Below are 21,376 nucleotides of genomic sequence, written 5' to 3' on the forward strand. Positions count from 1 at the left end.
TCTTTTACAGTAATGCGCATACCTTATCTTTAACAGCTTTTAAAAACAACAAGTCCGAATATGAAAAAACAGCCATGGCATGCCAGTTACCCCGACGGTGTAAGCACTGAGATAAATCCCGATAGTTACAGCTCTTTGCCAGTAATGGTTGATGAACGAATCGCAAAGTATAAAGACCTGGTAGCGTTTGAAAATATGGGAAAGGAAATGACCTTTTCCGAACTTGGTCAAGCCATCGACGATTTTGCCTCATACTTGCAAAATCATACGAATCTTAAAAAAGGAGACAGAGTAGCTATCCAGATGCCTAACCTCCTCCAATATCCTGTAGCATTATATGGAACACTTAAGGCTGGTATGGTTGTCGTGAACACAAATCCATTGTACACACCCAGCGAAATGCTTCATCAATTCAATGACTCTGGTGCGAAGGCGGTGGTTATCGTGGAGAATTTTGCTTCCAATTTGGAAGAGATATTAAGCGAGACCCAGATAGAAACGGTTATTGTTACTAAAATTGGCGATCTCATAGGAGGACTTAAAGGGAGCATTGTAAACTTCGTCGTGAAGAGCATAAAAAAAATGGTACCACCGTACAGTCTTCCAAATGCAATCCCACTGAAACAGGCTATGAAACTCGGTGGAGATAAAGCTCCGGATAAAGTTGAAATTGAAAGCTCAGAACTCGCTTTTCTACAATATACAGGTGGCACAACAGGCGTATCTAAAGGAGCAATGCTTACGCATAGGAATGTGGTTGCCAATATGGAGCAAGTATGCGAATGGATGCTGCATGGTGGATTGGAAGAGCAGAAAGAAATTTTTATCACCGCTCTACCTATGTATCACATTTTCGCATTGACTTGCAATGCATTGATGACCGTTCGGATAGGTGCTAGAAATGTGCTGGTCACGAATCCACGAGATATGAAGGCGTTCCTCAAGGATTTAAGAAGACATCAGTGGTCAATATTGACAGGTGTAAATACCTTGTTTAATGGGTTACTAAATCAGCCTTCGTTTAAAGATCTTGATTTTTCGAAGGTTAAGTTTTCATTTGCCGGAGGCATGGCACTTCAAAAGTTTGTGGCTGATAAATGGATGGAAGTAACAGGAACACCGGTATCTGAGGGATACGGCTTAACTGAAACCTCTCCAGTTCTTACAGCTAATCCATTAAGGAAGGATGCAGAAACCGGATTTATAGGTATGCCAATCCCAAGCACAGAAGTGACTATTCTTGATGATGACGGAAAAGAAGTGCAGACTGGAGAAAGAGGAGAGCTTTGCGCTAGAGGACCTCAGGTATTTCAAGGATATTGGAACAGACCTGAGGAGACCAAAAATTGTTTCCATGAAGATTGGTTTAAAACCGGAGATATTGCGGTCATGAACGAACAAGGCTTCTTTAAAATAGTTGACCGTAAGAAGGAAATGATTTTAGTGTCTGGATTTAATGTTTATCCAAACGAAATTGAGGATTGTATTGCTTTGCATGAAAAGGTGCTGGAAGTAGGAGCGATAGGTGTGCCGGATAAGAAGTCGACAGAAGCTGTGAAGGTTTACATTGTAAAGGCAGACCCAAGCTTAACTGAAGAGGAAATAGCGGAGCATTGCAAAGAGAACCTCACTGGATATAAACGTCCAAAGTATATAGCATTTACCGATGAGTTACCAAAATCAAATGTTGGTAAAATTTTAAGGAGAATATTGAAAGAAAACGATTTAAAAACGAATACCTACGACTAAGAATGAAACTAAAAATTACCGCCCTATTACTTTTTTTAAGTTCGACCCTTTATGGGCAAAATACTGCTCAAGACACCACTTATTGGCGTATTGGTGGAACTAGCTCGCTCACATTCTCACAGGTTTCTTTGACTAACTGGGCAGCAGGTGGACAAAACTCAGTTGCCATAAATTCAAACTTCAGCATTTTCGCAAATCGTGTGAAGGGCAGAGGCAAGTGGGAAAATTCCATGGATCTTGCTTACGGTTTAATCAAGCAGGGATCTGCAGGATTCAGTAAGTCCGATGACTTAATAAATCTAGCGACTAAGTACAGTTATCAAATGAGAAAAGAAAATGGTAAATGGTTCTACAGTGCATTGATGGACTTCAGAAGTCAGTTTTATGAAGGCTTTGATGCAGAGACAGGACTTGTGAAGATTTCAGACTTTATGGCTCCAGGATACCTAACGGTCGGTCTTGGTATCTCTTATGATCCCAGTGAGCAGCTAAGCTTTACTTATCAGCCCCTTACCGGGAAATTTACATTTGTTCGAGATCAGGAGCTTGCGGATCAGGGCGCCTATGGAGTAGATCCGGGTAGCAATTCACGTGCGGAATTTGGTTCATTCTTCCGAGCTAAATACAAAAACGATATTTTCGAAAGTAAGCTTGAGTTGTTTACAGGATATACAGAGAATGTAGGGGAGATTGATGTGAACTGGCAGAATGCTCTTGTATTGCAATTGACCAAAGTGCTGTCTACAAACGTTTTCACTCAACTCATTTATGATGAAGATATTCTAATTGCCGGTGATGATGGTGAAACCAAAGCACGTGTTCAGTTCAAAAGTGTATTAGGTGTAGGTTTAACTTATAAATTCGGTAGGAAAAAACCACAATAATGACTTAAAATGATAACGGAGCGTATCATTAATTAATCTTGTCGCTTCAAATCAAAAATAACTTAGATAAAAAAAATAGACTATGCCAGAATTTAATGTAGGGGATAACATGATTTACATATTCCCGATCCTTCTCCTTTTTATGGTTGTAGAGTTCTTTGTAGCTAGACATGACTATGAGTTGAAGGACTCACTTGCTGGATTTGGAATTGCTTTAGGTGCCGCATTCATTTCTTTCTTCACCAAGGCGTTCACTGTAGCTGTGATCTTTCAGGGTGTGTTTAACTTTTTTGAACCATTAAGAGCTGAGTATTTAAACTACACAACAATTGGTTGGGCATGGTGGGCCTGGGTTCTTGCAATTGTTGCAGATGATTTTAATTTTTATTGGCATCATAGATGGAGTCATACGGTTAGATTGTTGTGGGCAGCACATGTTCCGCATCACTCTTCAAAAAATTATAATCTAGCAGTTAGCATTCGAAACGGATGGTTTATCACATTTTACAAGCCTATTTTTTGGTTGTGGATGGCAGTGATTGGGTTTGAACCGATTATGATTGGCTCAGCTTTGATCATCAATGCTACTTATCAGTATTTCTTACATACTAAGTTGATTGGCTCCTTAGGCTTTTTCGGAAAAATATTTAATAACCCGTACGTTCACGCTGTTCACCATTCAAGCAATATTGAATACCTGGATAAAAATCATGGAGGGATTCTTCTGATCTGGGATCACATATTCGGAACATGGCAGAATACAATAAAAGGTGTTAATCCTCACTATGGGATTTTAAAAAGCCCGGACACATACAATCCAATAAAGCTTAACACGCATATTTTCGTTGACATTTTTAACGATGTTAAGAAAGCCAAAAGCTTCAAAGAAGCGTTCATGTACATCTTTGGTCCTCCAGGATGGAGCCCTGACAACAGCTCGCTTACAGCGAAGCAAATACAGGAATTGTTTTATGCAGGAAAAATATCAGCTGATGCCCAATTCGAAGGAATAAACCTGGTTGAGGCTAATAAAGAGGATTCCTCTGAAAAGGCCGCATAGGACTAAGATAAATCAGTACATCATACGATTTTGAGTTCTTCATTATCACATGAATAACTGGAAGGGTTCGCTTAAGAAGAAACTCAAATGGCTTTAAAGCGTGCGAGGAATTATTAATCTATAATGATTCTTTGGATTTTATATGAACATCGCGTTGAGGGAATGGAATTTCTATTCCCTTTTCTTTGAACTTCTCAAAAATCGCGAAATAGAGCTCAGACTTCAGTCTTCTGGGCTTATCGGTAAAGGTGGAAGTCCAAATAGCGAGCGTGAAGTTTAGCGAGCTATCACCAAATTCATCAAAAAAAACGTGTGGCGTTGGATGCGTTAACACATGTTCATTTTCCTCAGCTACTTTCATTAATACTCCTCGAATCTCCTCAGGATCTTCATTGTAGCTCACACCAACTGGGAGGTCGAACCGAATGTTTCGGTCATTGTGACTCCAGTTGATTACCCGAGAAGAGATAAATTCGGAATTCGGAACGATGATGGATATGTTTTCATTGGTGAGAATAGTGGTTGCTCTTACAGAGATATTTATTACATCCCCTTCTGTGTCTCCAACCACTATTCGATCTCCGACTTTGATGGGTTTTTCGAACAGGATAATTATACCTGAGATGAAATTGTCTGTAATATTCTGGAGACCAAATCCGATACCGACACCCAATGCACCTGCTAATAAGCTCAAAGAGCTCATGTCTATACCGGCACTTTGAATGATGAATATTGAGCCGATGAACATGATCATTACCCGTGTGATCAGCCCAATGGAGTTTCTGGCTCCTTTTTCCATATTGGCTTTAGCCAATATTTTGTTCACCAACAGATTTCTAAATCGCTTAGCCAGAAAAGTGAGAATAACGAAACTGATAAGGAAGTACAGAATGGTTCCTAGCGTAATCTTACTATTTCCCAGATTGAACAAGTTGGTGGTAAAGATTTCACCAACTTGAGATAGGAAGCTGATAATCTTATCCCAGATTGTTTGTATTGATTCCATTAAACATCGTTATTCGGGTAAACCTAACTCAGATCGATGAGAAAATGAATATTGTTCTCCTAGAACTTAAGCCTAAGCATGGCTTTAATCTCCGAAGCAGTATCTCCAAAAGAAGTATCTAATGAAGAGCCTATCAAATTGGCAACTCCGATAGCACCGGGAAATGTCGTCTGAGCATATCTAACCCAGATTGATATATTCTTAACCGGGTCATATCTTACCATAGCGTAAGTTCTAACCCCGGATCCATTGTAAGCAGGTATGGAGAAAGCGTATAGAACATCGCTCTCGTATACATATTGTGCATTGTCAAAATCGTCTGTTTCAAATACAGCCACGCGTGTGTTAAACTTCAATCTCCAGACAGAAAAGTTCACGTCCTGTACAATGGCAAATCCTTTAGTGAATACGGCGTTTTCATCCTGAGTGCTGCTTTGAACTTTGGTTTTTAGCTTCAGCCATGGACGAAGCTCATAGTCGATATTGAAAATATAGTTTCGCTTGATTTGGTCAGCCAGAATGTTCAGATTTTCATCTGCCACAGTGACTTGCCTATTTTGCTGACGAGCTTGAACATACATAGATATTTGGCGTGTCGGAAAGTGGGAATATCGAACCAACCATTCCTGACCTACAGAAGGAGCTTCCGTTCTAAATTTTAACCAAGGAAACTTAAAGCGGTCATAATAGGCGTTTAGCTTATGCCTTCGGTTTGGCTTTATTGAAATGCCCCAATAAGTACCCTTTTCATTGATGTTTCTTGAATTCTCTGAGAATGCATTGCCATAAAATGAATGAAAGTCTCGATCGTAATTACGAAGTACCATTGCCATGTCTACAGTGCGAGATAGACTGGCTACTAATCCTCCAATAGCTCCAATTCCACCACTTTTCGAACGAGCAGCCTCTCCGAAGAAGGTGAAGTTTTGCCAGGTGTAATGCGAGTATATCGAGGTGATGTAATTGTGATCTCCCTTGAATTCAAATTGGTTGTAGTTGTTGGGCCTCCGCTGTAGCGGTTTGCTGTATTGGCTATTCAGACCAGAGATTCCAAGTGTGAAACGCCGATGTGGGGAATATTCCAATACTGCACCGATAGACTGTTCTTCGATTTGATCTTTAGAAGCAAGCTCTCTTGGTGTACGATGGAATCCTGTGTTTTGAATGGAGTTTACAAATTCTTCGAAATCTGCAAATGTGGTATCTGTTTGAATATTACCATCTTGTTTTAGATTAGAATAGAAGACCGTAAGTTCCAGATCACCCTGCTTTCGAGTAATGCCCGCCCCACGAAAAAAACCAGCTTCTAAGACAGATGTATATGGTCTCAGCCCAAGGCTATTTCGCTTGGTGGTATTCACTGTTTCGGAGCCTTTTCCGGCATTGAAACCTGCACCAAAAACAATGCCCTGTCCGATTTGCATTTGGAAATCACCCAGCATTATTTTTTCGAACCCAAGTTTGTTTTCAAGCATTAGATGGTAAGAGTAGAAATCAAAACCTTTCTGACCATCATCAAATGAAAATCGCTCTCCATTGTCTTTCTCAAAAGTGAATCCAAGACTAAAGTCGTTGCGATGGCTGGTTCTAAACCTTCCATATATTTTGTTTTGTGACCCCTGATATCGGGTAGGAGCTGTCGTCACTGTATCTATCACATTGTCAGCCTCATCCCGAATGAATGTAGTGTCTAATGGAAGGGCAGCTGTATAACCTGTTTGCTGTTCCAATCTGCGTGAATATCTGAGAAGAAAGTAATTATTCTCTTCCGTAAGAATCCTTTTCATCAATGGTCGCCCATCTGTAAGTGATTCTTCAACGGTGATGAATGGAAGTAGCAGTTTAATGGTTTCCAAATCGATCTCGGGAATAGCCTGGAGCTCATTTATTGAGAGAAAATTTCCAAATTGATCTCGGTAGTTGAAGAAATTGGAGAGCTGAGCCGGATTGAGCACATATAGCGATGCTAGTTCCTCTGGCTCTACAGTATTAAGATTTAGCTTGTTCGTGTAATAGAGCAGCAACGATTCGTAAATATCTTCATAAGAAACATCCTCATCCTGCACCTGAAAAAGACGCTCTGCGAAATCTTCAAGGTTGATTTCCTCATTTTGGGCAAGGGAGGATAGCCCGCAAAAAATGAATAGTATGGTAATCCACTTCTTCATTTTTTAAATGAATAGGCAACAGATATTTCGTGAATACTTCCCAGCTTAGAATCATTAGAGAAGCCGTAATCAAACTTTAGGTTTTTCGGGTGAAACCCTACTCCAAATGCGCCCAAAAATGGTTGAGTACTAATGCCTGTGCGCACGAACACTTTTTCAATGATTTGGTATTCGATTCCAGCTCTGAAAATCTCATCGAAATCCAGATCTTTTTCTACTTCCATGTTAAGCATCAGTTCCTCAGAAGGACGGTAGGAGAGACCTCCTTTCATGACAGTAGGGATGCGTTCACCTGTTTCAGAATCAAACTTTGCCTGGTTGAGATTAAAAATATTCGCACCAAATCTCAACTGCTTTGTGATTTCAGCAATACCTCCGAATTGTATAGCCAGCGCTCTACTTGTTCCAACAGTTGAGATATTGTATTGGAGTAGATCAACACCCAATGAAAGACTCACCATTTGGATCTTATTTCCGATGGCCAGATGCACGCGCTGCTCACTGTAAATATCATCTCCAAACTTGTAGAACCCGACCCCAGCATTCCCAATATCTGTCGTATAAATAGCTCCAGCTCCAATCACCTGAAATTGACTTACGCCATAGCGATTTTGGTAAGATGCGAATGCGGCATGATCTTCTACTCGTCCAAGTCCTCCTATGTTGTTAAACAAACTATACTCATCTCCAAGCGTTAACGATGCTCCGGCCATCCCTGCACTTCTTCCACCCAGGTTAAAAGATCCGACTTGTGCATAAGATGTGAAACTGAATGTGATGAGCAAAAGCAGCGGAATTCGTTTCATAGTTGCAAAGTATGCATTTGGCAGCTTTAATTCAATAATCGTAAATTAACTAGTCATGAAAATTCTATCTATTGTCTTTCTTGGCCTGCTTGTGGATCATTTGTCTGCTCAGCAGATAGATACATTGCGATATGAAAGTGGTGAAATCAAGGCCATAGGTCCCAAGGTTGAAGAAGGAAAATTTGGAATTTGGACATACTACTATCCCGGCGGGGAACTCAATAGCCTACTAACGTTTCGTGAAGACGTGCTGGATGGTGATCAAAAGTATTATTCATTTGATGGAAAACTGATTGGCTTAGAGTATTATCAAAATGGATTGTTGCAAGACTCAGCTGTGTATTATTACTCATCGGGTCAACTGGAAAAGCACGGAACATATCAAGATGGCTTATACCAAGGAAAATGGAAATTCTATCATGAAAATGGTGAGCTAAAAAGATCAGGCTTTTATGAAGAGGGAATTCCAAACGGGCAATGGTCATTCTATTTTGAGAATGGTCTACTAAATCAGGAAGGAATTTTGAATGAGGGCTTAGAAAGTGGTTTCTGGAAATATTACGATGAAGGTGGGAGTCAATTGTATGAAGGCTACTGGGAGTATGGCAAGGAAGTAGGGCAATGGTACTTTTTCAAAAAAGGGAAAAAGAAAAAATGGAAACACTTTGACTAGAAGAGGGTAAGCAGGTTGACAAAGAAGAAGGTTTCATCCTGCGACGTATGAGAAAGTTCGAACCTGAATGTCAAGTCGTTAACCACTACCAGATCGATACCTGTTCCAAAACTGTATAGGTACTGATCGGAAAGCAGATCACTACCGTCATAGTTGGGATATCCGACAGCATACCCCTGATCAAAATAGATTTTGCCGTAAATGGTAATCGGGAAGGTTTGAAACTGCCGAACGGGCATTACTTTTGAGATGTCATATTTCCTCCCAAAGAGCCGGTGCTTAAATTCATTTCGCTGCAGAATATATGAACTGGCTTCTATGATTCTGAGATCGTAACCACGAAGTACTTCCTTTAGAAATCCGACAGAATAATAGTTGAAGTAGCTTCGGTCTTTAGCTGGGAATGTGCTTAAGCCGGAAATATCAGCTACCAGGTAGAATTTGTCTTTGAATTCCCAATACTTCGTGAGAGCCAAACGAGCTCTCCAATAGTCTACTCCATCGTCATAGAAACCAAGACCGTGCTTGAACAATCCAACTTGGTACCATTCACCATGGGTAGGGTAGTTGATATTATTTCGTTTGTCCCACACATATGAATGACCGATCCATACATGTTGTTGCTGGGTTTGGCTACTTCCAAGATAGTTGGGGTTCAGTACTGCAATTGTATCTGCTACATCCAGGCGAACATGACCTATGGTAGTCCGATGAAATGAGTAGAAAGAGCTTCTGTATGAGTGCCTTAAAGAAGTTTTGTATGCTCGCCTGAGAACATCATTTTGTGAGGATGCGAAACGCCTGATGTTTTCACGGGTGACCACCGGAACGTTCTTGGTTTCGAAATAGCTGCTACTGATGCGAAATCCGTTTCTTTGTTTTTTATCGACATATGGAATGCTATAGATCACATTTACTACAGTCTCAAATCCGGTTTGGAGCCAGAGCCTGAGGATTTCGCCTCTACCTCTAAAGTTGAATTGAGTAAGCTTGATTCCGTAATTCACGCGACTTAAGTCACGATCGCGGTTGACCCACCAATCATTGAAGTTTCTATCCACTAATCGGAAAATAGGAAGCGGATAGAAGTACCAACGTTCGTCGACGGTGATTTTGATATCTGTAGAGTTATCAGTGGTGTTGATCAACTCCAGAGAAACTTCATTGAAAAGGTTAGTATTATAGATCCGATTGCGATCCCAGATAAACATGCTGTCGATTTGGAAGAGCTTATAGGTGTCACCTTCTGAGAAGCTCAGTTCCCTAGTGATCATTTGAGGTCTTGTTTTGAAATTACCTTCAATGAGTATTTGACCAATTGTTAAAGATTTGGTGGAATCTTGCTGACAGTAGATCAACTGACAGATACCAAGAAAAACGGAAAGCAGTAAACACCTTTTCAAATCAATCAAATTTGGATAGCTATCTTAGCGGGTAACGTGCAAACAGAATGATTTTTTGATGCGCTTGCAAATTTGCATGGTACTTTTACGCACGTGAATCGTGTACTTAAGAAGATCCTTATTTTCCCGATACTGATATATCAGTATTCCATCTCTCCACTGTTTCCACAGTCATGCAGGTTTACACCCACGTGTTCACAATACGCTAAAGAAGCAATTCAGAAATACGGCTGGAAAGGATTTATTATGGGACTGAAGCGAATCAGTAAGTGTCACCCCTGGGGTGGAAGTGGGTATGATCCGGTGGAATAGGGTTAGGAAAATCATGTGATACCCAACCAATTAGATATCACATGATATTATTCCATTCATAATTCAGATACGATGGATATAATTACTGATACTATCAAAATAATTCTCAATCCATCAGGGAAAGATGGATTGTTTTGTTTCTTCAATAAAAATATGGTGCCAACCAGTAAAATAATTCCAAAACCCAAAAACAAGAAAGATTGAAAATTGGAATAAACTCCGGTCAAAGATTTAACTATATGATTGATCGAGTACACAAATATTAGAAGATACTCAACAATGTATTTTTTCTTCATAGAGCCATGGTTTCTAAGCTACTCCTTGACAAACCTCACTTTGTGATCCACGGTAAACTCCAATGGCAGTTCCAAGAATTCCCCCAATTGCCGAACCAATAGGTCCACCCAAGGAACCCACCCAAGCACCTGTGGCTCCACCAGATAAACCATCCCATGCCATATTTCCCATACATTTTAATATGCTGCTTACTGTTCTTCCTTGAGAATTGTTTTGATAGATATAGTTTGTATAAAAATGAATGGTAATTAAATAGGTTGTTAAAAGCTCTTTTTCAGAATCTAGCAAAGATTCATCTTGGTTTACTTCTTCTATTTTTGAATATAATTTGTTGTTTAGGTACGTCAAATCATCACTAGTAGTCACAACCTCTAATATTTGATCTTTATGCACGAGCAAAGCTTCATTGATACCTTCATAAGTACTTCTTGCTCTATTTGAGGTGTTTACAATTGTCAGACCAATTTCAAAACCTTGGTCAAATATTGTCTTTTGATTCTGAGATAAAAGTTCTTTTATAGAAAGCTCCAGATTTTCATTGCTAGTAGGATTAAGCTTGGCTATCACCGACCGAGATTCAGATAGAGCAGTAATAATAGATTGAGTGTATGAGTCTTCAGGAGTATTCACTTCGGGTTCAGAGCATGAAAAAAGGAAGCTAGCGGTAAATATGAAAGTAAAAAGTTTCTTCATTTTATTGAAAATTAAAATTCGAAAATGATTGAGTGGCTAAAATCCAATTAATCAGTCATTATATTATTGGACTGAATGTATACAGCTAGTATACATTGTATCTTTTTATTGTGGGTACCAAGACGTGGAAGTGGGTATGATCCGGTAGAATGAAAAATCCCTGCGTGAGGCAGGGATACTTGATTGCTATTTAGAGTCAATAAACTGTCTTGTCCAGTCTTTGAGTGCTGTGCCATCACCATCGGGAAGGATCGATCTGAATTTTTTGTATTCCTTCCAAAACAAGCGACGATTGAAGCTCACCTTCTTAAGGATCAGCTTGCTGTATTCGTACATACTCATTTTCACCTGATACGTTTAATTGATTGTAGCAATAAATGCAATCACAAAACTAGCTATTGCAACATACCACATGATCTTTAACTGTGTGTAAATGTGGCTATCCGTTTGATTTTCTACTTGCTTCATCTTCTTAATTATTTGTTTGAAAAAAATTGGCCTGAATGAAAATCTTTAGGCCTAAAGAAGAAGAACTTGCGCCCATATATGTCTTTTGATAACCAAGCTGAGCGATTGGTATCTATTGGGTGTGGGCTGAACCTTTATTTTTTTATTTACTTCTAGTGAGTATGAAACTGCCTTTTTTCTTTCAACACTCACCTGATACAGTGAAGTGGATAATACTTCATGTCTTACCTCAGTCTCTGCTTCATTTGGCAAAGAAGCGAGAGTGCTTGCTTGTACCGAGATGGAGAAGCTCAGTAAAAGAATTATAGTAATACAATTTAATATAATAGTATTATAACCATTCATGATAGTAATACTATACGACTGGTTGCGCAAAAGGTTATAAATCCTTAAAAGAAAGTGATTGAGAGTTTTAGAGTTCTACGACGCTTGCGCTCAGTATCCTCACATCCTCAATAGGTCGATTCAACCCATCGGTGCTTACTGCGGCAATCGAATCAACAACCGTTAAGCCCGCAACGACCTCACCAAAGACAGTATAATTCTGATCCAGATGTGGAGTTCCCCCGAGTGTTTTGTAAACTTCACGATGCTCGGCTGGAATTTCGTATTGCTCGAAAGACTCATAGTCTTTGGCTAGTTCGTAAAATCGATTGTTAATCCTGCTGACCGTTGGCCAATCTTCTGCATCTATCGCCACCATCAATGAATCTAAATCCTGACTGTACGCTGAGTCGTGTTTAATGTAATATTCTGCCAGCCAGCCATTTATGCGAGTCTCGGCGCTGTTGAGCAAACTATCATTAAAAACTTTGCCTTGCACAATGTAGAACTGTGTACTGCTGGAAACACGATCGGGATGCCCTCCGCGTGCAGCAGCAAGGACACCTTTTTTATGAAATAGTTTAGGTGTGATTTCTGCTGGTACTTCATATGGAAGATCCCCATTTCCAAGTGTATCTCCGGGTTGAGCAGTTTTACTATTGATATCACCGCCCTGGATCATGAAAGTCTCAATCACCCGGTGAAAGAGTAGGCTATCCAGAACTCCATCTTCAACGATCTTAATGAAGTTGTCTCTATGAAGAGGTGTTTCATTGTAGAGTTGCAGGACAATTTCACCTTTGGTTGTTGTTAGCTTAACATTTGTACGTTCTGGTTTAGTTTCACTATCTGCTTCATTGGTGCCTGATGTGCACGCGATTAAAAATGCAAGAGAAAGGATGGTTAGGTATTTCATTGAGATTATGATTTAGGTGTCAAGTTAAAGTACTTTATGCTATTTTTTTGGTAGGGTTACTGTCGCGATGGTGCCTTCTCCCTTCACAGAGTCAAAATGTATTTTCCCGTCATGATCGCTAAGTGTATAGTCTACCAGATATAGTCCAAATCCCTTTCCGTCGTTAGGTGCTTTCGTTGTGAAAAAAGGATTTTCGAGCAAGGGAAGATTTTCTTTGTCAATACCTATTCCATTGTCAGTAATCTTGACGATACATTCAGAAGACGTAGAGCTTATTTCAATAGAAACTTGTCCTTTTTTGGAGATAGATTGGAGGCTGTTTTTAATTAGCTCTCTGAACAGTTGTTTTAACTCTTCTTTATAACCTGTAATAATTGCCTGGTTGTCTGTTTTTGAAAGAACTATTTTTTTGGTTTTGGAGATTTCTCCATCAAATGCTGATACACAGTTTCTTAATATGGCCGAAAGGTCACATTGCTCAAGTTTTGAATTCTTCTTTTGTTGAAATTGATTTAAAATATCGAGTATAGAGATCGTTCGTTTGATACCTTCTTCGATGGCATCTAAAAACTTATTTTGGTCGTCTGACCAGTCGTTTCGGCTGAACTTCATACCTTCTAAACCACCTTTTATGAAGTTTAGCGGGTTGTTGATTTCATGACCCAGACCTGCAATAAGTATACCCATTGAAGCCCTTTTCTCGGCTTTTATCAGCTCCTGTTGGGTCGTTCGTAATTTTCGTATAGTTCTCACCAGAAAATAGGACAAAAATGAAAAGAAGATCAACGCAAACGTCCCAAAATAGATCAATAATCTTTGTTGCTTTAGCTGGTTCTCTTTAAGCGATATTTCATTATTCTTGGAAAGCTTCTCCTGGTTTAAATTTTGAATTTCTAATTCCTTTTTTTCTAAATCATGAATTGCACTTAGCTGCAAAGATTTGTTTAGACTGTTTTGAGAAAAAACACTATCGGAATATTGTTTGCTGAGCATTAGATAGTCGTATGCTTTTTTGAAGTCTGATTTAGCATAAAACAATTGTGATAAGAAGAGATTGTTTTCCTCTTCATCAGATGGTGAGGGGAAATCGTCAAGCAGTTCAGTAGCTAGGAGTAAGTACTTTTCTGCTTCATCATAATTTCCAGATTTTTGATATATGTTTCCTAGGGAATTGTATGAGATAATAATACCTCTGGTGTTATTGATTTCTTTTTCTATATCGAGGGCTTGAAGTTGGATATCAATTACTTTTTGAATTTCACCGAGCTCCAGATAGATGTAAGACTTGTTGTATAATATAGAGGCAATTCCTTTTCGATAGTTCAGCTTTTCATACGTTCTCATGCCTTCATCAAAATAATCAGCTGATTGATCATAATCTTCAACGGACAATTCAATCAACCCTAGCAAGTTATTGGACATTGCCGCCTGTCTATCTAATCCTATTTGACTGAACTGATCGCGTGCTTGAATTGCAATTTCTCGAGCCTTTTCTGTATTTCTTTGATAATAATAGACATAGCCTAACGTGAAATTGATTTGCGCTTGTTGTTTTATATTCCGAAAGCTGGTATTTAGAGATTCAGCCCGTAATAAATTATCAAGAGCACCATCGAATTCGCCAATCTCTGAATAGATACTTCCCAGTAAATAGAGACTCTTAATCCTAAGTTCTTTGAATTGGAATTCGTTCAATAAGGTTAGTGAAGATTTGATACTTTCGATGGCATGGAAATAGTCACCTTTTAAAAGCTGAAATTGTCCATTATAGATTGCATAATAGATTTGGAGTTCGGGCAACTTATTTTTTTCACCAATCTGCTTCACCAAGTCCAGGTAATGGGCTGCACTATCTAAATCACCCATTTCCATATGTAATCGTCCAAGCTCAAGTTTGGAAGAAGCAGTAAATAAGGTAATGCCGAGTTTTTCTCTTTTAGTTAATGATTCCTTCAGGTAGATTTTTGCTGAATCATAAGCTTCCATTTCCAGGAACGCAATTCCAAGGTTAAAGCATGAAGATGCATAGCTCATACTTGCTTCTATCGATTGGTCGGCAAGGGACTGCTTATAGTAATAAATAGCCGAGTCATACGCACCTCTTAACCGATATATATTCCCAATCCTTGAAAGAGTATATGAGTAGACCTCCAAATGTGATTGGTTTTCAATTGATTTAAGAGATGCTTGATAGTTTTTCAAAGATTGCTTGTACTCGCCTTTAAAGTAGTGGTACAGACCAATGTTGGTATACGACCAAGCTGTACCTTTTGCAAAATCTGTTTCTTTGGATAGCGTTAAAGCTTTCTTTGCATATTCGTGAGCCTTTTCTACATCATAGTTCCAGAATTCGAAAGCAATATGATTTAGTAATGTGATTTGTGTGGTATCCTGACTCCCTTTCAACTCTGAAAGTAATGAGTCAATTTTCCCATTCTGACCCTCGGAGGAGGTCATAGTCAAAAACGAGAAAATGAACATCAATATGAAATTGGTGGCGATTGAGTTCATTAAGTTAATTTATTCATTAATGAATAAAATCTGTAAAGAAACTATGAACTATCAAGTTTGTTCAATTCCTCCTTATACCCACCACTCAAAATAGGAAAACGATACCACGAGCGCGGATCGATGTTGAAATCATCGAAGTGAAAGCTTGGTGCATATCGTTCTCGTTTCCACTGATTTCTTGCCCAAAGTCTATAGAATTTTTTGATCCAGACGTTGAGGTTTTCAGGATTGTACTCAGCCTCCAAGGCTTCAAAAACTTGAATAGGTGATTGACCTTGAAGAATTGCTTCACGCTCTATTTTCATCAAAACTTCATATGGCATAAGATCATCTTCATCCGTCTGATGCTGTTCTTCTGGGCGAAGTTCTGCAGTGGGAGTGAGTCTATTTACCTCTCTTAGTCCAGGAAAATTAAGTTCAGTTTCTGCATACTTCAACCATTGAAGTATGAAATGTTTATCAACTCCGGCAATGGGAGAGATGCTTCCGCTGGTATCACCATCCATCGTTGCATAGCCTACATCACCTTCGCTACGGTTGGAGGTGGCCATTAGCAATTTGTTTTCAATATTTGCCAGCATCCAGATGATTGGCGCTCGAGTTCTGGCTTGAATGTTTTGCAGCGTTATGTCATCTTGTTCCCAAGTCAGTTTTCTTCCAATTGCACTTTCAATGGTCGATCGATATTGGTCTACTTCATCATCAATATTCCAGTTGTAAAATGTTGCGCCAAGGCTTTTGGCTAAGGTCTTGGCGGAGTAAAATGTTGCTTCTGAAGAGTTTTTCGTTTCCTGATAGGCGGTGGTTAAAAGTTGGCGGGTAATTTCTTCAGGAGTATCTCCTTCTAATTGGAATCCTAGTTTACTTTCTAAACCAGTTTTACCTCGCTGCTCAAGAGCCGTCCTAACTGCAAAGCCAATCAAGGTAGCAATGGTGCTGGAGTCTGCGCCACCACTCAGGGAAAGCACAAATCCTTTACTTCTACTCTTGCTACAATAATCAAATAGCGCCAAACCTGCAGCATGTGAGAATTCCTCGTTTCGATTGCTGTAATGAGGTTTGATGTTTTCACTGGCCGTATCATTATCAAAATCCACTTCTACTGAAAGTAGCCGATAATCGTGATACCACAGGCGATGATTTCTTCCAATAAGTCTACCTTTCTGCGCTATAAGTACATCACCATCATATATCATCCGTCCGGCTTCATTGCCCAGAAGATTTGAATACAGATATACACAATCAAATTGTCTGGAACTTTTAATAACCAGATCCTCCCTAAACTCAGATTTGCCGAAAGCAAAATGGGAAGCACTGGGATTCAACACCAGATCGACTTTTGTTTTTAAGTGTTCACATGGCCGACCCGGCTGCCAGGCATCTTCACAGATCTCAAAACCAATAGAGATTCCTTTAATATCGCAGGTAATATGACCAATTGGATAGCTCGCTCCTGCTATTTCAATGCTTGCTACGCTTCCCGAGGGCCATGGAGTAAACCACCTTTGCTCATAGTGCACACCATCGTTGGCTAGCTTTTGTTTGGCATAGAATCCTTGTATTTCTGCATCTGAAATAAGACAGGTTGTATTGTATATTTTACCTTCAAATCGTATGGGTAATCCAAGTGAAACAGTAATTCCTTTTGTATATGGAATGATTTCGAGGAGTTTTTCAATAGCTGTTTCTGGTAGCCATTGACTTAGGAATAGATCTTCACATCCATATCCGGTGATGCACAATTCGGGTAGGCAAAGAATATCAATACCGTCGCGCTGGGCCTCATTAATTACCGCTGTAATATTTGTGAGGTTGTTTGTCCAATCGATTGGTGTTTGATTAAGGCAAGCACCTGCCAATTTTAGTTTGCGACTCATTGGTCTAAGTTAAGTTGCTCGTAGGTCTTATGAGCAGCATCTTGCTCTGCTTTTTTCTTACTGAATCCAAAGCCTTTAGACATTGCCTGATCGTTTATAAAAACCTGAGCAGTGAATTTTCGATCTTCCTCATCTATAATCTCAAAACGGAGTTCTTTGTTTTCCTTTTGAGACCACTCTAGTAAGCGACTTTTATAGTTTGTGATCCTCGAGACGAGTTCTTCCAGGTCGTAATGAGGTTTTACCAATTTCTTGATTACAAACTTTTTGCTGTATTCAAATCCATGATCAAGGTAAACAGCGCCAATCAAAGCTTCCATGCAGTCTCCATACACTGATCTGTGTGCTCGCGAATTCTGATTGTATTGTACGAGTTCCTTGAGTCCTATTTTCTGGCCCAGTTTATTTAAGGATTCGCGATTGACAATTTTGGCTCTAATTTCTGTTAGAAATCCTTCCTCCTTGAATGGATAGGTCATGTAGAGATACTCCGCGATGATCATCCCCAGGATGGCATCTCCTAAGTATTCCAGTCGCTCATACGAATTTTTGATTCCTTGTTCGTTGATGGATGCCACACTGCTATGGCGCATGGCTTGCTTATACAACGCAAGGTTGATCGGTGATCTTCCGGTGATCAATCGAAAAGACTGTCGAAGTTTTTTTTCGGATTTAAGAGAATTTAGAAATCGGCCCGATAATCTTTTCGGAAACGAGGACACTAGCCTTTGTATTTGCCTATGACAATGGAGGTATTATGGCCTCCAAATCCGAATGTATTACTTACAGCAATATTTACCTCTCTTTCCTGTGCCTTATTGAATGTAAGATTCAGTTTAGAATCAATTTCAGGATCATCAGTAAAATGATTGATTGTAGGAGGAACGATGCCTTTTTCGAGAGCCATGAGACAAGCTATGAATTCAACGGCGCCTGCTGCTCCTAACAAGTGACCTGTCATGGATTTAGTTGAGCTAATGTTCATTTGGTATGCATGTTCACCAAAAACTCTTTGAGCAGCCTTTATTTCACCACCGTCTCCTGCCGGAGTTGAAGTACCGTGTGTATTCAGATAATCTACTTGTTCAGGTGAAATTCCAGCGTCTTCGAGTGCATTTTTCAGCACCAATTCGATTCCAGCTCCTTCTGGGTGCGGCAGGGTGATATGATGGGCATCGGCAGACATACCACTACCTAGTACTTCAGCATAAATTTTGGCACCTCGAGCTTTCGCGTGCTCCAGCTCCTCAAGCATGATGGCGCCAGCACCCTCTCCGAGTACAAATCCATCTCTGTCTTTGTCGTAAGGTCTGGATGCAGTTTCCGGTGAATCATTTCTTTCAGAAAGAGCTTTCATTGCATTAAAACCTCCGATACCTGACTCGATTACACCCGCTTCTGAACCTCCGGTAAGTATGGCATTTGCTTTACCTAGTTGGATGTAAGCATAAGCATCAGTAATTGCGTTGTTGGAGGAAGCACAGGCTGATACCGTCGCAAAGTTTGGTCCCATGAATCCATATTTTATGGATAAAAGACCAGGCGTTATGTCGGCAATCATTTTGGGAACGAAGAATGGATTAAATCGAGGAGTACCATCTCCATTAGCGAAATTCATCATTTCGTCCTGGAAGGTACTAAAACCTCCTATTCCGGATCCCCAGATTACACCAATCCGTGTTTTGTCTACACTATCCAGATCCATTCCTGAATCCAAAATAGCTTGTTCGCCCGTGACCATCCCATACTGCGAGTTGGGATCCATTTTTCGGGCTTCTTTTCGATCTAAAAAGTCAGTGGCATTAAAACCTTTGACCTCACAGGCGAATTTTGTGCGAAATTTTTCAGTATTAAAACGAGTAATAGGAGCCGCGCCACTCACTCCTTTGGCCAAAGAATCCCAAAATTCATCTTTAGTATTTCCCAAAGGAGTAAGGGCACCAATTCCGGTTACAACGACTCGTTTTAATTCCATAAGTTTAATAAGCTACGTTGGTTGACTTACTTAACGTTTTCTTCAAGATAAGAGATAGCATGACCTACGGTAGCGATGTTCTCAGCCTGGTCATCCGGGATAGAAATGTTGAATTCTTTTTCGAACTCCATGATCAACTCTACTGTGTCAAGAGAGTCAGCTCCTAGATCATTGGTGAAGCTTGCCTCTGGAGTTACCTCAGACTCTTCTACACCTAGTTTGTCAATAATGATTGACGTTACTTTTTGTGCTATTTCAGACATTTTTGTAATGTTTGGTTAAAAATGAGTTGCAAAGAAATATATTCTCAAACTAAAATCAAATTAGTCTTTGAAGACATATCTGTATTGCGAATTTAGGTCTTAGCTTGCACATTCTATGAAGAAAAACAAATTAGATGGCGGTTATGCTATTGATTTCGAATTGTTTGGTCTTGTATGCAACAAAAAAGAGTACAAGCTGGCATGGTATCTAAATCAAGCTTTAGACATTAATCTGGTCAAGCAGGATGATGTTAAAATTGAATATGCTGACAATACCTCTATTTTGATCTCCAATTATATGTTTGAAACAGATTTTGTATCCATTGAATTGCTTCAAAACAAGCTAGTGGGTAGTGGAAATATAAAAACGAAACTCTTGATGCCTGAGTTGAAACAGTTTGATTTCCTTCTTAAATTCAAAGATCAGACGGATGAAATAACTTCCGAAAACGTTAGCGCAATAATCAAAGATATTTCTATTATCGAGTACGCAATGAGGCTTAAATTTGATTCTTTGAAATCGAAAGAAAATCTTCTCTATTAAATAACAACATTCCATGAGCTCAATTTCTAAAAGGACAAAAATTGTCGCCACTTTAGGTCCGGCAAGTAATGATAAAGAAACGATAACTGAGCTTATTGAAGCGGGAGCGAACGTTCTCCGGTTAAACTTTTCACATGGGTCACATGATGATCACAAAAAAGTTAAAGACATTATCAGGGAGGTGAGTAAAGAAAAAGACTACCACGTAGGAATTCTTCAGGACCTTCAAGGCCCGAAAATCAGAATTGGCCTCATGAAGAATGATGGAATGGAGATAGTGGATGGAAATCAGCTTGTGATCACTACAGAGGAGATCGAAGGAGATAATAAGCGAGTAAGTACAGTTTACAGAGAGATTGTAAATGATGTGAAACCAGGAGACACCATTCTAATTGATGATGGAAACATTGAATTGAAAACGGTCTCTGTTGGTAAGAGTGAGGTTATTACTGAGGTTGTTCATGGAGGAGTATTAAAATCCCGTAAGGGAATAAACCTGCCTGACACTGAGGTGTCTACCCCATCGCTTACACCTAAGGACCTGGAAGATCTCAAATTTGGTTTGTCGCTAAATCTGGATTGGGTGGCCTTAAGTTTTGTACGAAAAGCGGATGATATTCGCCAGCTGAAGCAGATCATCGCAGAATCCGGTAAGGAAACTAAGGTGGTGGCCAAAATTGAAAAGCCGGAGGCGTTAAGGAATATCGATGAAATCATATCAGAGACTGATGCTATCATGGTTGCTCGTGGAGATCTTGGTGTAGAAATACCTATGCACGAAGTGCCTTTATGGCAAAAAAAGATTGTTGAAAAATGCAATCAAGCTGCCAAACCAGTGATAATAGCTACCCAGATGATGGAGAGTATGATCGAGAATCCTCGCCCGACTCGAGCTGAGACGAATGACATAGCTAATGCGGTCATGGATGGAGCAGATGCCTTGATGCTTTCTGCAGAGTCTGCCGCCGGAAAGTTTCCGGTAGAGGCTGTTCAGAAGATGTCTGAGACGATCATGGCAGTAGAGTCTGAAGCTAATTCTATTTACAATAGGTACTACGATAAACAATTCGAATCAAGCACGAGGATGAATGATTTATTGATTCGGGCAGCCTGCAGATTAGCTGAAAATACATCGGCTCGTGCTTTGGTGTGTATGACTAAGTCAGGGTATACAGGATTTAGAACAGCTATGCATCGCCCTAAATCTGAAATCTACTTGTTCACGAATAATGAAAAACTGTTACATCAAATGTGCCTTTTGTGGGGTGTGAAAACTTTTTATTATGATTCACATGAAAACATTGATAAGACAATGGTAGAGATAGAGAAGAAGCTAGTGGAAACCGAAAATCTCGCGAAAGGTGATGTTTTCATAAACACCTCATCGATGCCTCAGCACTGGCATGGACATACAAACATGCTAAAGATTCAGGTGGTCGAGTAAATG

The 21,376-nt window shown here is 39.7% G+C and carries 19 protein-coding genes; 7 read left to right on the forward strand and 12 right to left on the reverse strand.

What is annotated here, in order from left to right; genetic code table 11:
- Window positions 1-60: 60 nt before the first annotated feature.
- The 3 genes from ACL8WY_RS15695 (at window position 61) to ACL8WY_RS15705 (ending at window position 3,693) form a co-directional block, all read left to right on the forward strand.
- Window positions 61-1,749, forward strand: coding sequence for an AMP-binding protein (locus ACL8WY_RS15695; protein WP_436515703.1), 1,689 nt, complete (start codon window positions 61-63; stop codon window positions 1,747-1,749).
- Window positions 1,750-1,751: 2 nt separating this feature from the next.
- Window positions 1,752-2,633 carry a DUF3078 domain-containing protein gene (locus ACL8WY_RS15700; protein WP_436515704.1) on the forward strand — a complete coding sequence of 294 codons (882 nt, stop codon included), beginning with the start codon at window positions 1,752-1,754 and terminating at the stop codon, window positions 2,631-2,633.
- An 82-nt stretch (window positions 2,634-2,715) separates the two neighbouring features.
- Window positions 2,716-3,693 (forward strand): sterol desaturase family protein, encoded by a 978-nt coding sequence (locus ACL8WY_RS15705; RefSeq protein WP_436515705.1) that lies wholly within the window; start codon window positions 2,716-2,718, stop codon window positions 3,691-3,693.
- Between the two features lie 118 nt (window positions 3,694-3,811).
- On the opposite strand, the gene ACL8WY_RS15710 is transcribed toward ACL8WY_RS15705, so the two are convergent.
- The 3 genes from ACL8WY_RS15710 to ACL8WY_RS15720 are packed head-to-tail and all read right to left on the reverse strand — an operon-like array spanning window position 3,812 to window position 7,673.
- Window positions 3,812-4,699 (reverse strand): mechanosensitive ion channel family protein, encoded by an 888-nt coding sequence (locus ACL8WY_RS15710; protein WP_436515706.1) that lies wholly within the window; start codon window positions 4,697-4,699, stop codon window positions 3,812-3,814.
- A 59-nt stretch (window positions 4,700-4,758) separates the two neighbouring features.
- Window positions 4,759-6,867, reverse strand: a complete 2,109-nt coding sequence (locus ACL8WY_RS15715; protein ID WP_436515707.1) for a ComEA family DNA-binding protein — start codon at window positions 6,865-6,867, stop codon at window positions 4,759-4,761.
- Window positions 6,864-7,673 (reverse strand): hypothetical protein, encoded by an 810-nt coding sequence (locus ACL8WY_RS15720; RefSeq protein ID WP_436515708.1) that lies wholly within the window; start codon window positions 7,671-7,673, stop codon window positions 6,864-6,866. The genes ACL8WY_RS15715 and ACL8WY_RS15720 overlap by 4 nt, the downstream gene beginning before the upstream one ends.
- A gap of 55 nt (window positions 7,674-7,728) precedes the next feature.
- Here ACL8WY_RS15720 and ACL8WY_RS15725 point away from each other — a divergent pair, with 55 nt between their 5' ends.
- Window positions 7,729-8,346 (forward strand): toxin-antitoxin system YwqK family antitoxin, encoded by a 618-nt coding sequence (locus ACL8WY_RS15725; protein WP_436515709.1) that lies wholly within the window; start codon window positions 7,729-7,731, stop codon window positions 8,344-8,346.
- On the opposite strand, the gene ACL8WY_RS15730 is transcribed toward ACL8WY_RS15725, so the two are convergent.
- The gene (locus ACL8WY_RS15730; protein ID WP_436515710.1) at window positions 8,343-9,620 is read right to left on the reverse strand and encodes a hypothetical protein; all 1,278 of its coding nucleotides are present in this window, start codon (window positions 9,618-9,620) and stop codon (window positions 8,343-8,345) included. The two genes, ACL8WY_RS15725 and ACL8WY_RS15730, sit on opposite strands and share 4 nt — an antisense overlap.
- A gap of 222 nt (window positions 9,621-9,842) precedes the next feature.
- Here ACL8WY_RS15730 and yidD point away from each other — a divergent pair, with 222 nt between their 5' ends.
- The gene (gene yidD, locus ACL8WY_RS15735; RefSeq protein WP_436515711.1) at window positions 9,843-10,061 is read left to right on the forward strand and encodes a membrane protein insertion efficiency factor YidD; all 219 of its coding nucleotides are present in this window, start codon (window positions 9,843-9,845) and stop codon (window positions 10,059-10,061) included.
- Window positions 10,062-10,370: 309 nt separating this feature from the next.
- Here the strand turns inward: yidD and ACL8WY_RS15740 are convergent, their stop codons facing one another.
- The 8 genes from ACL8WY_RS15740 to ACL8WY_RS15775 all read right to left on the reverse strand — a co-directional run bounded on the left by ACL8WY_RS15740 (window position 10,371) and on the right by ACL8WY_RS15775 (window position 19,385).
- The gene (locus ACL8WY_RS15740; protein WP_436515712.1) at window positions 10,371-11,051 is read right to left on the reverse strand and encodes a hypothetical protein; all 681 of its coding nucleotides are present in this window, start codon (window positions 11,049-11,051) and stop codon (window positions 10,371-10,373) included.
- 186 nt (window positions 11,052-11,237) lie between these two features.
- A complete protein-coding gene (locus ACL8WY_RS15745; protein WP_436515713.1) occupies window positions 11,238-11,393 on the reverse strand; it encodes a hypothetical protein in 156 nt (51 codons plus the stop codon).
- A gap of 538 nt (window positions 11,394-11,931) precedes the next feature.
- Window positions 11,932-12,759 carry a peptidylprolyl isomerase gene (locus tag ACL8WY_RS15750; RefSeq protein WP_436515714.1) on the reverse strand — a complete coding sequence of 276 codons (828 nt, stop codon included), beginning with the start codon at window positions 12,757-12,759 and terminating at the stop codon, window positions 11,932-11,934.
- A gap of 39 nt (window positions 12,760-12,798) precedes the next feature.
- Complete coding sequence (locus ACL8WY_RS15755) at window positions 12,799-15,270, reverse strand: tetratricopeptide repeat protein (RefSeq protein ID WP_436515715.1); 2,472 nt, start codon at window positions 15,268-15,270, stop codon at window positions 12,799-12,801.
- 41 nt (window positions 15,271-15,311) lie between these two features.
- Window positions 15,312-17,147, reverse strand: coding sequence for an NAD(+) synthase (nadE, locus tag ACL8WY_RS15760; RefSeq protein WP_436515716.1), 1,836 nt, complete (start codon window positions 17,145-17,147; stop codon window positions 15,312-15,314).
- Window positions 17,144-17,869 carry a ribonuclease III gene (gene rnc / locus ACL8WY_RS15765; protein ID WP_436515717.1) on the reverse strand — a complete coding sequence of 242 codons (726 nt, stop codon included), beginning with the start codon at window positions 17,867-17,869 and terminating at the stop codon, window positions 17,144-17,146. Before rnc ends, nadE begins: the two co-directional genes overlap by 4 nt.
- The gene (gene fabF, locus ACL8WY_RS15770; RefSeq protein ID WP_436515718.1) at window positions 17,869-19,122 is read right to left on the reverse strand and encodes a beta-ketoacyl-ACP synthase II; all 1,254 of its coding nucleotides are present in this window, start codon (window positions 19,120-19,122) and stop codon (window positions 17,869-17,871) included. Before fabF ends, rnc begins: the two co-directional genes overlap by 1 nt.
- Window positions 19,123-19,148: 26 nt before the next feature.
- Window positions 19,149-19,385: an acyl carrier protein gene (locus ACL8WY_RS15775; RefSeq protein WP_089358163.1), complete on the reverse strand. Its 237-nt coding sequence runs from the start codon at window positions 19,383-19,385 to the stop codon at window positions 19,149-19,151.
- 115 nt (window positions 19,386-19,500) lie between these two features.
- Between ACL8WY_RS15775 and ACL8WY_RS15780 the strand changes: the two genes are divergently transcribed.
- A complete protein-coding gene (locus ACL8WY_RS15780) occupies window positions 19,501-19,929 on the forward strand; it encodes an IPExxxVDY family protein (protein WP_436515719.1) in 429 nt (142 codons plus the stop codon).
- Window positions 19,930-19,942: 13 nt separating this feature from the next.
- On the forward strand, window positions 19,943-21,373 hold the full coding sequence (pyk, locus tag ACL8WY_RS15785; RefSeq protein ID WP_436515720.1) for a pyruvate kinase: 1,431 nt from the start codon (window positions 19,943-19,945) through the stop codon (window positions 21,371-21,373).
- The last annotated feature ends 3 nt before the right edge of the window (window positions 21,374-21,376 follow it).

Source organism: Ekhidna algicida, assembly GCF_051379705.1.
Lineage (GTDB): Bacteria > Bacteroidota > Bacteroidia > Cytophagales > Cyclobacteriaceae > Ekhidna.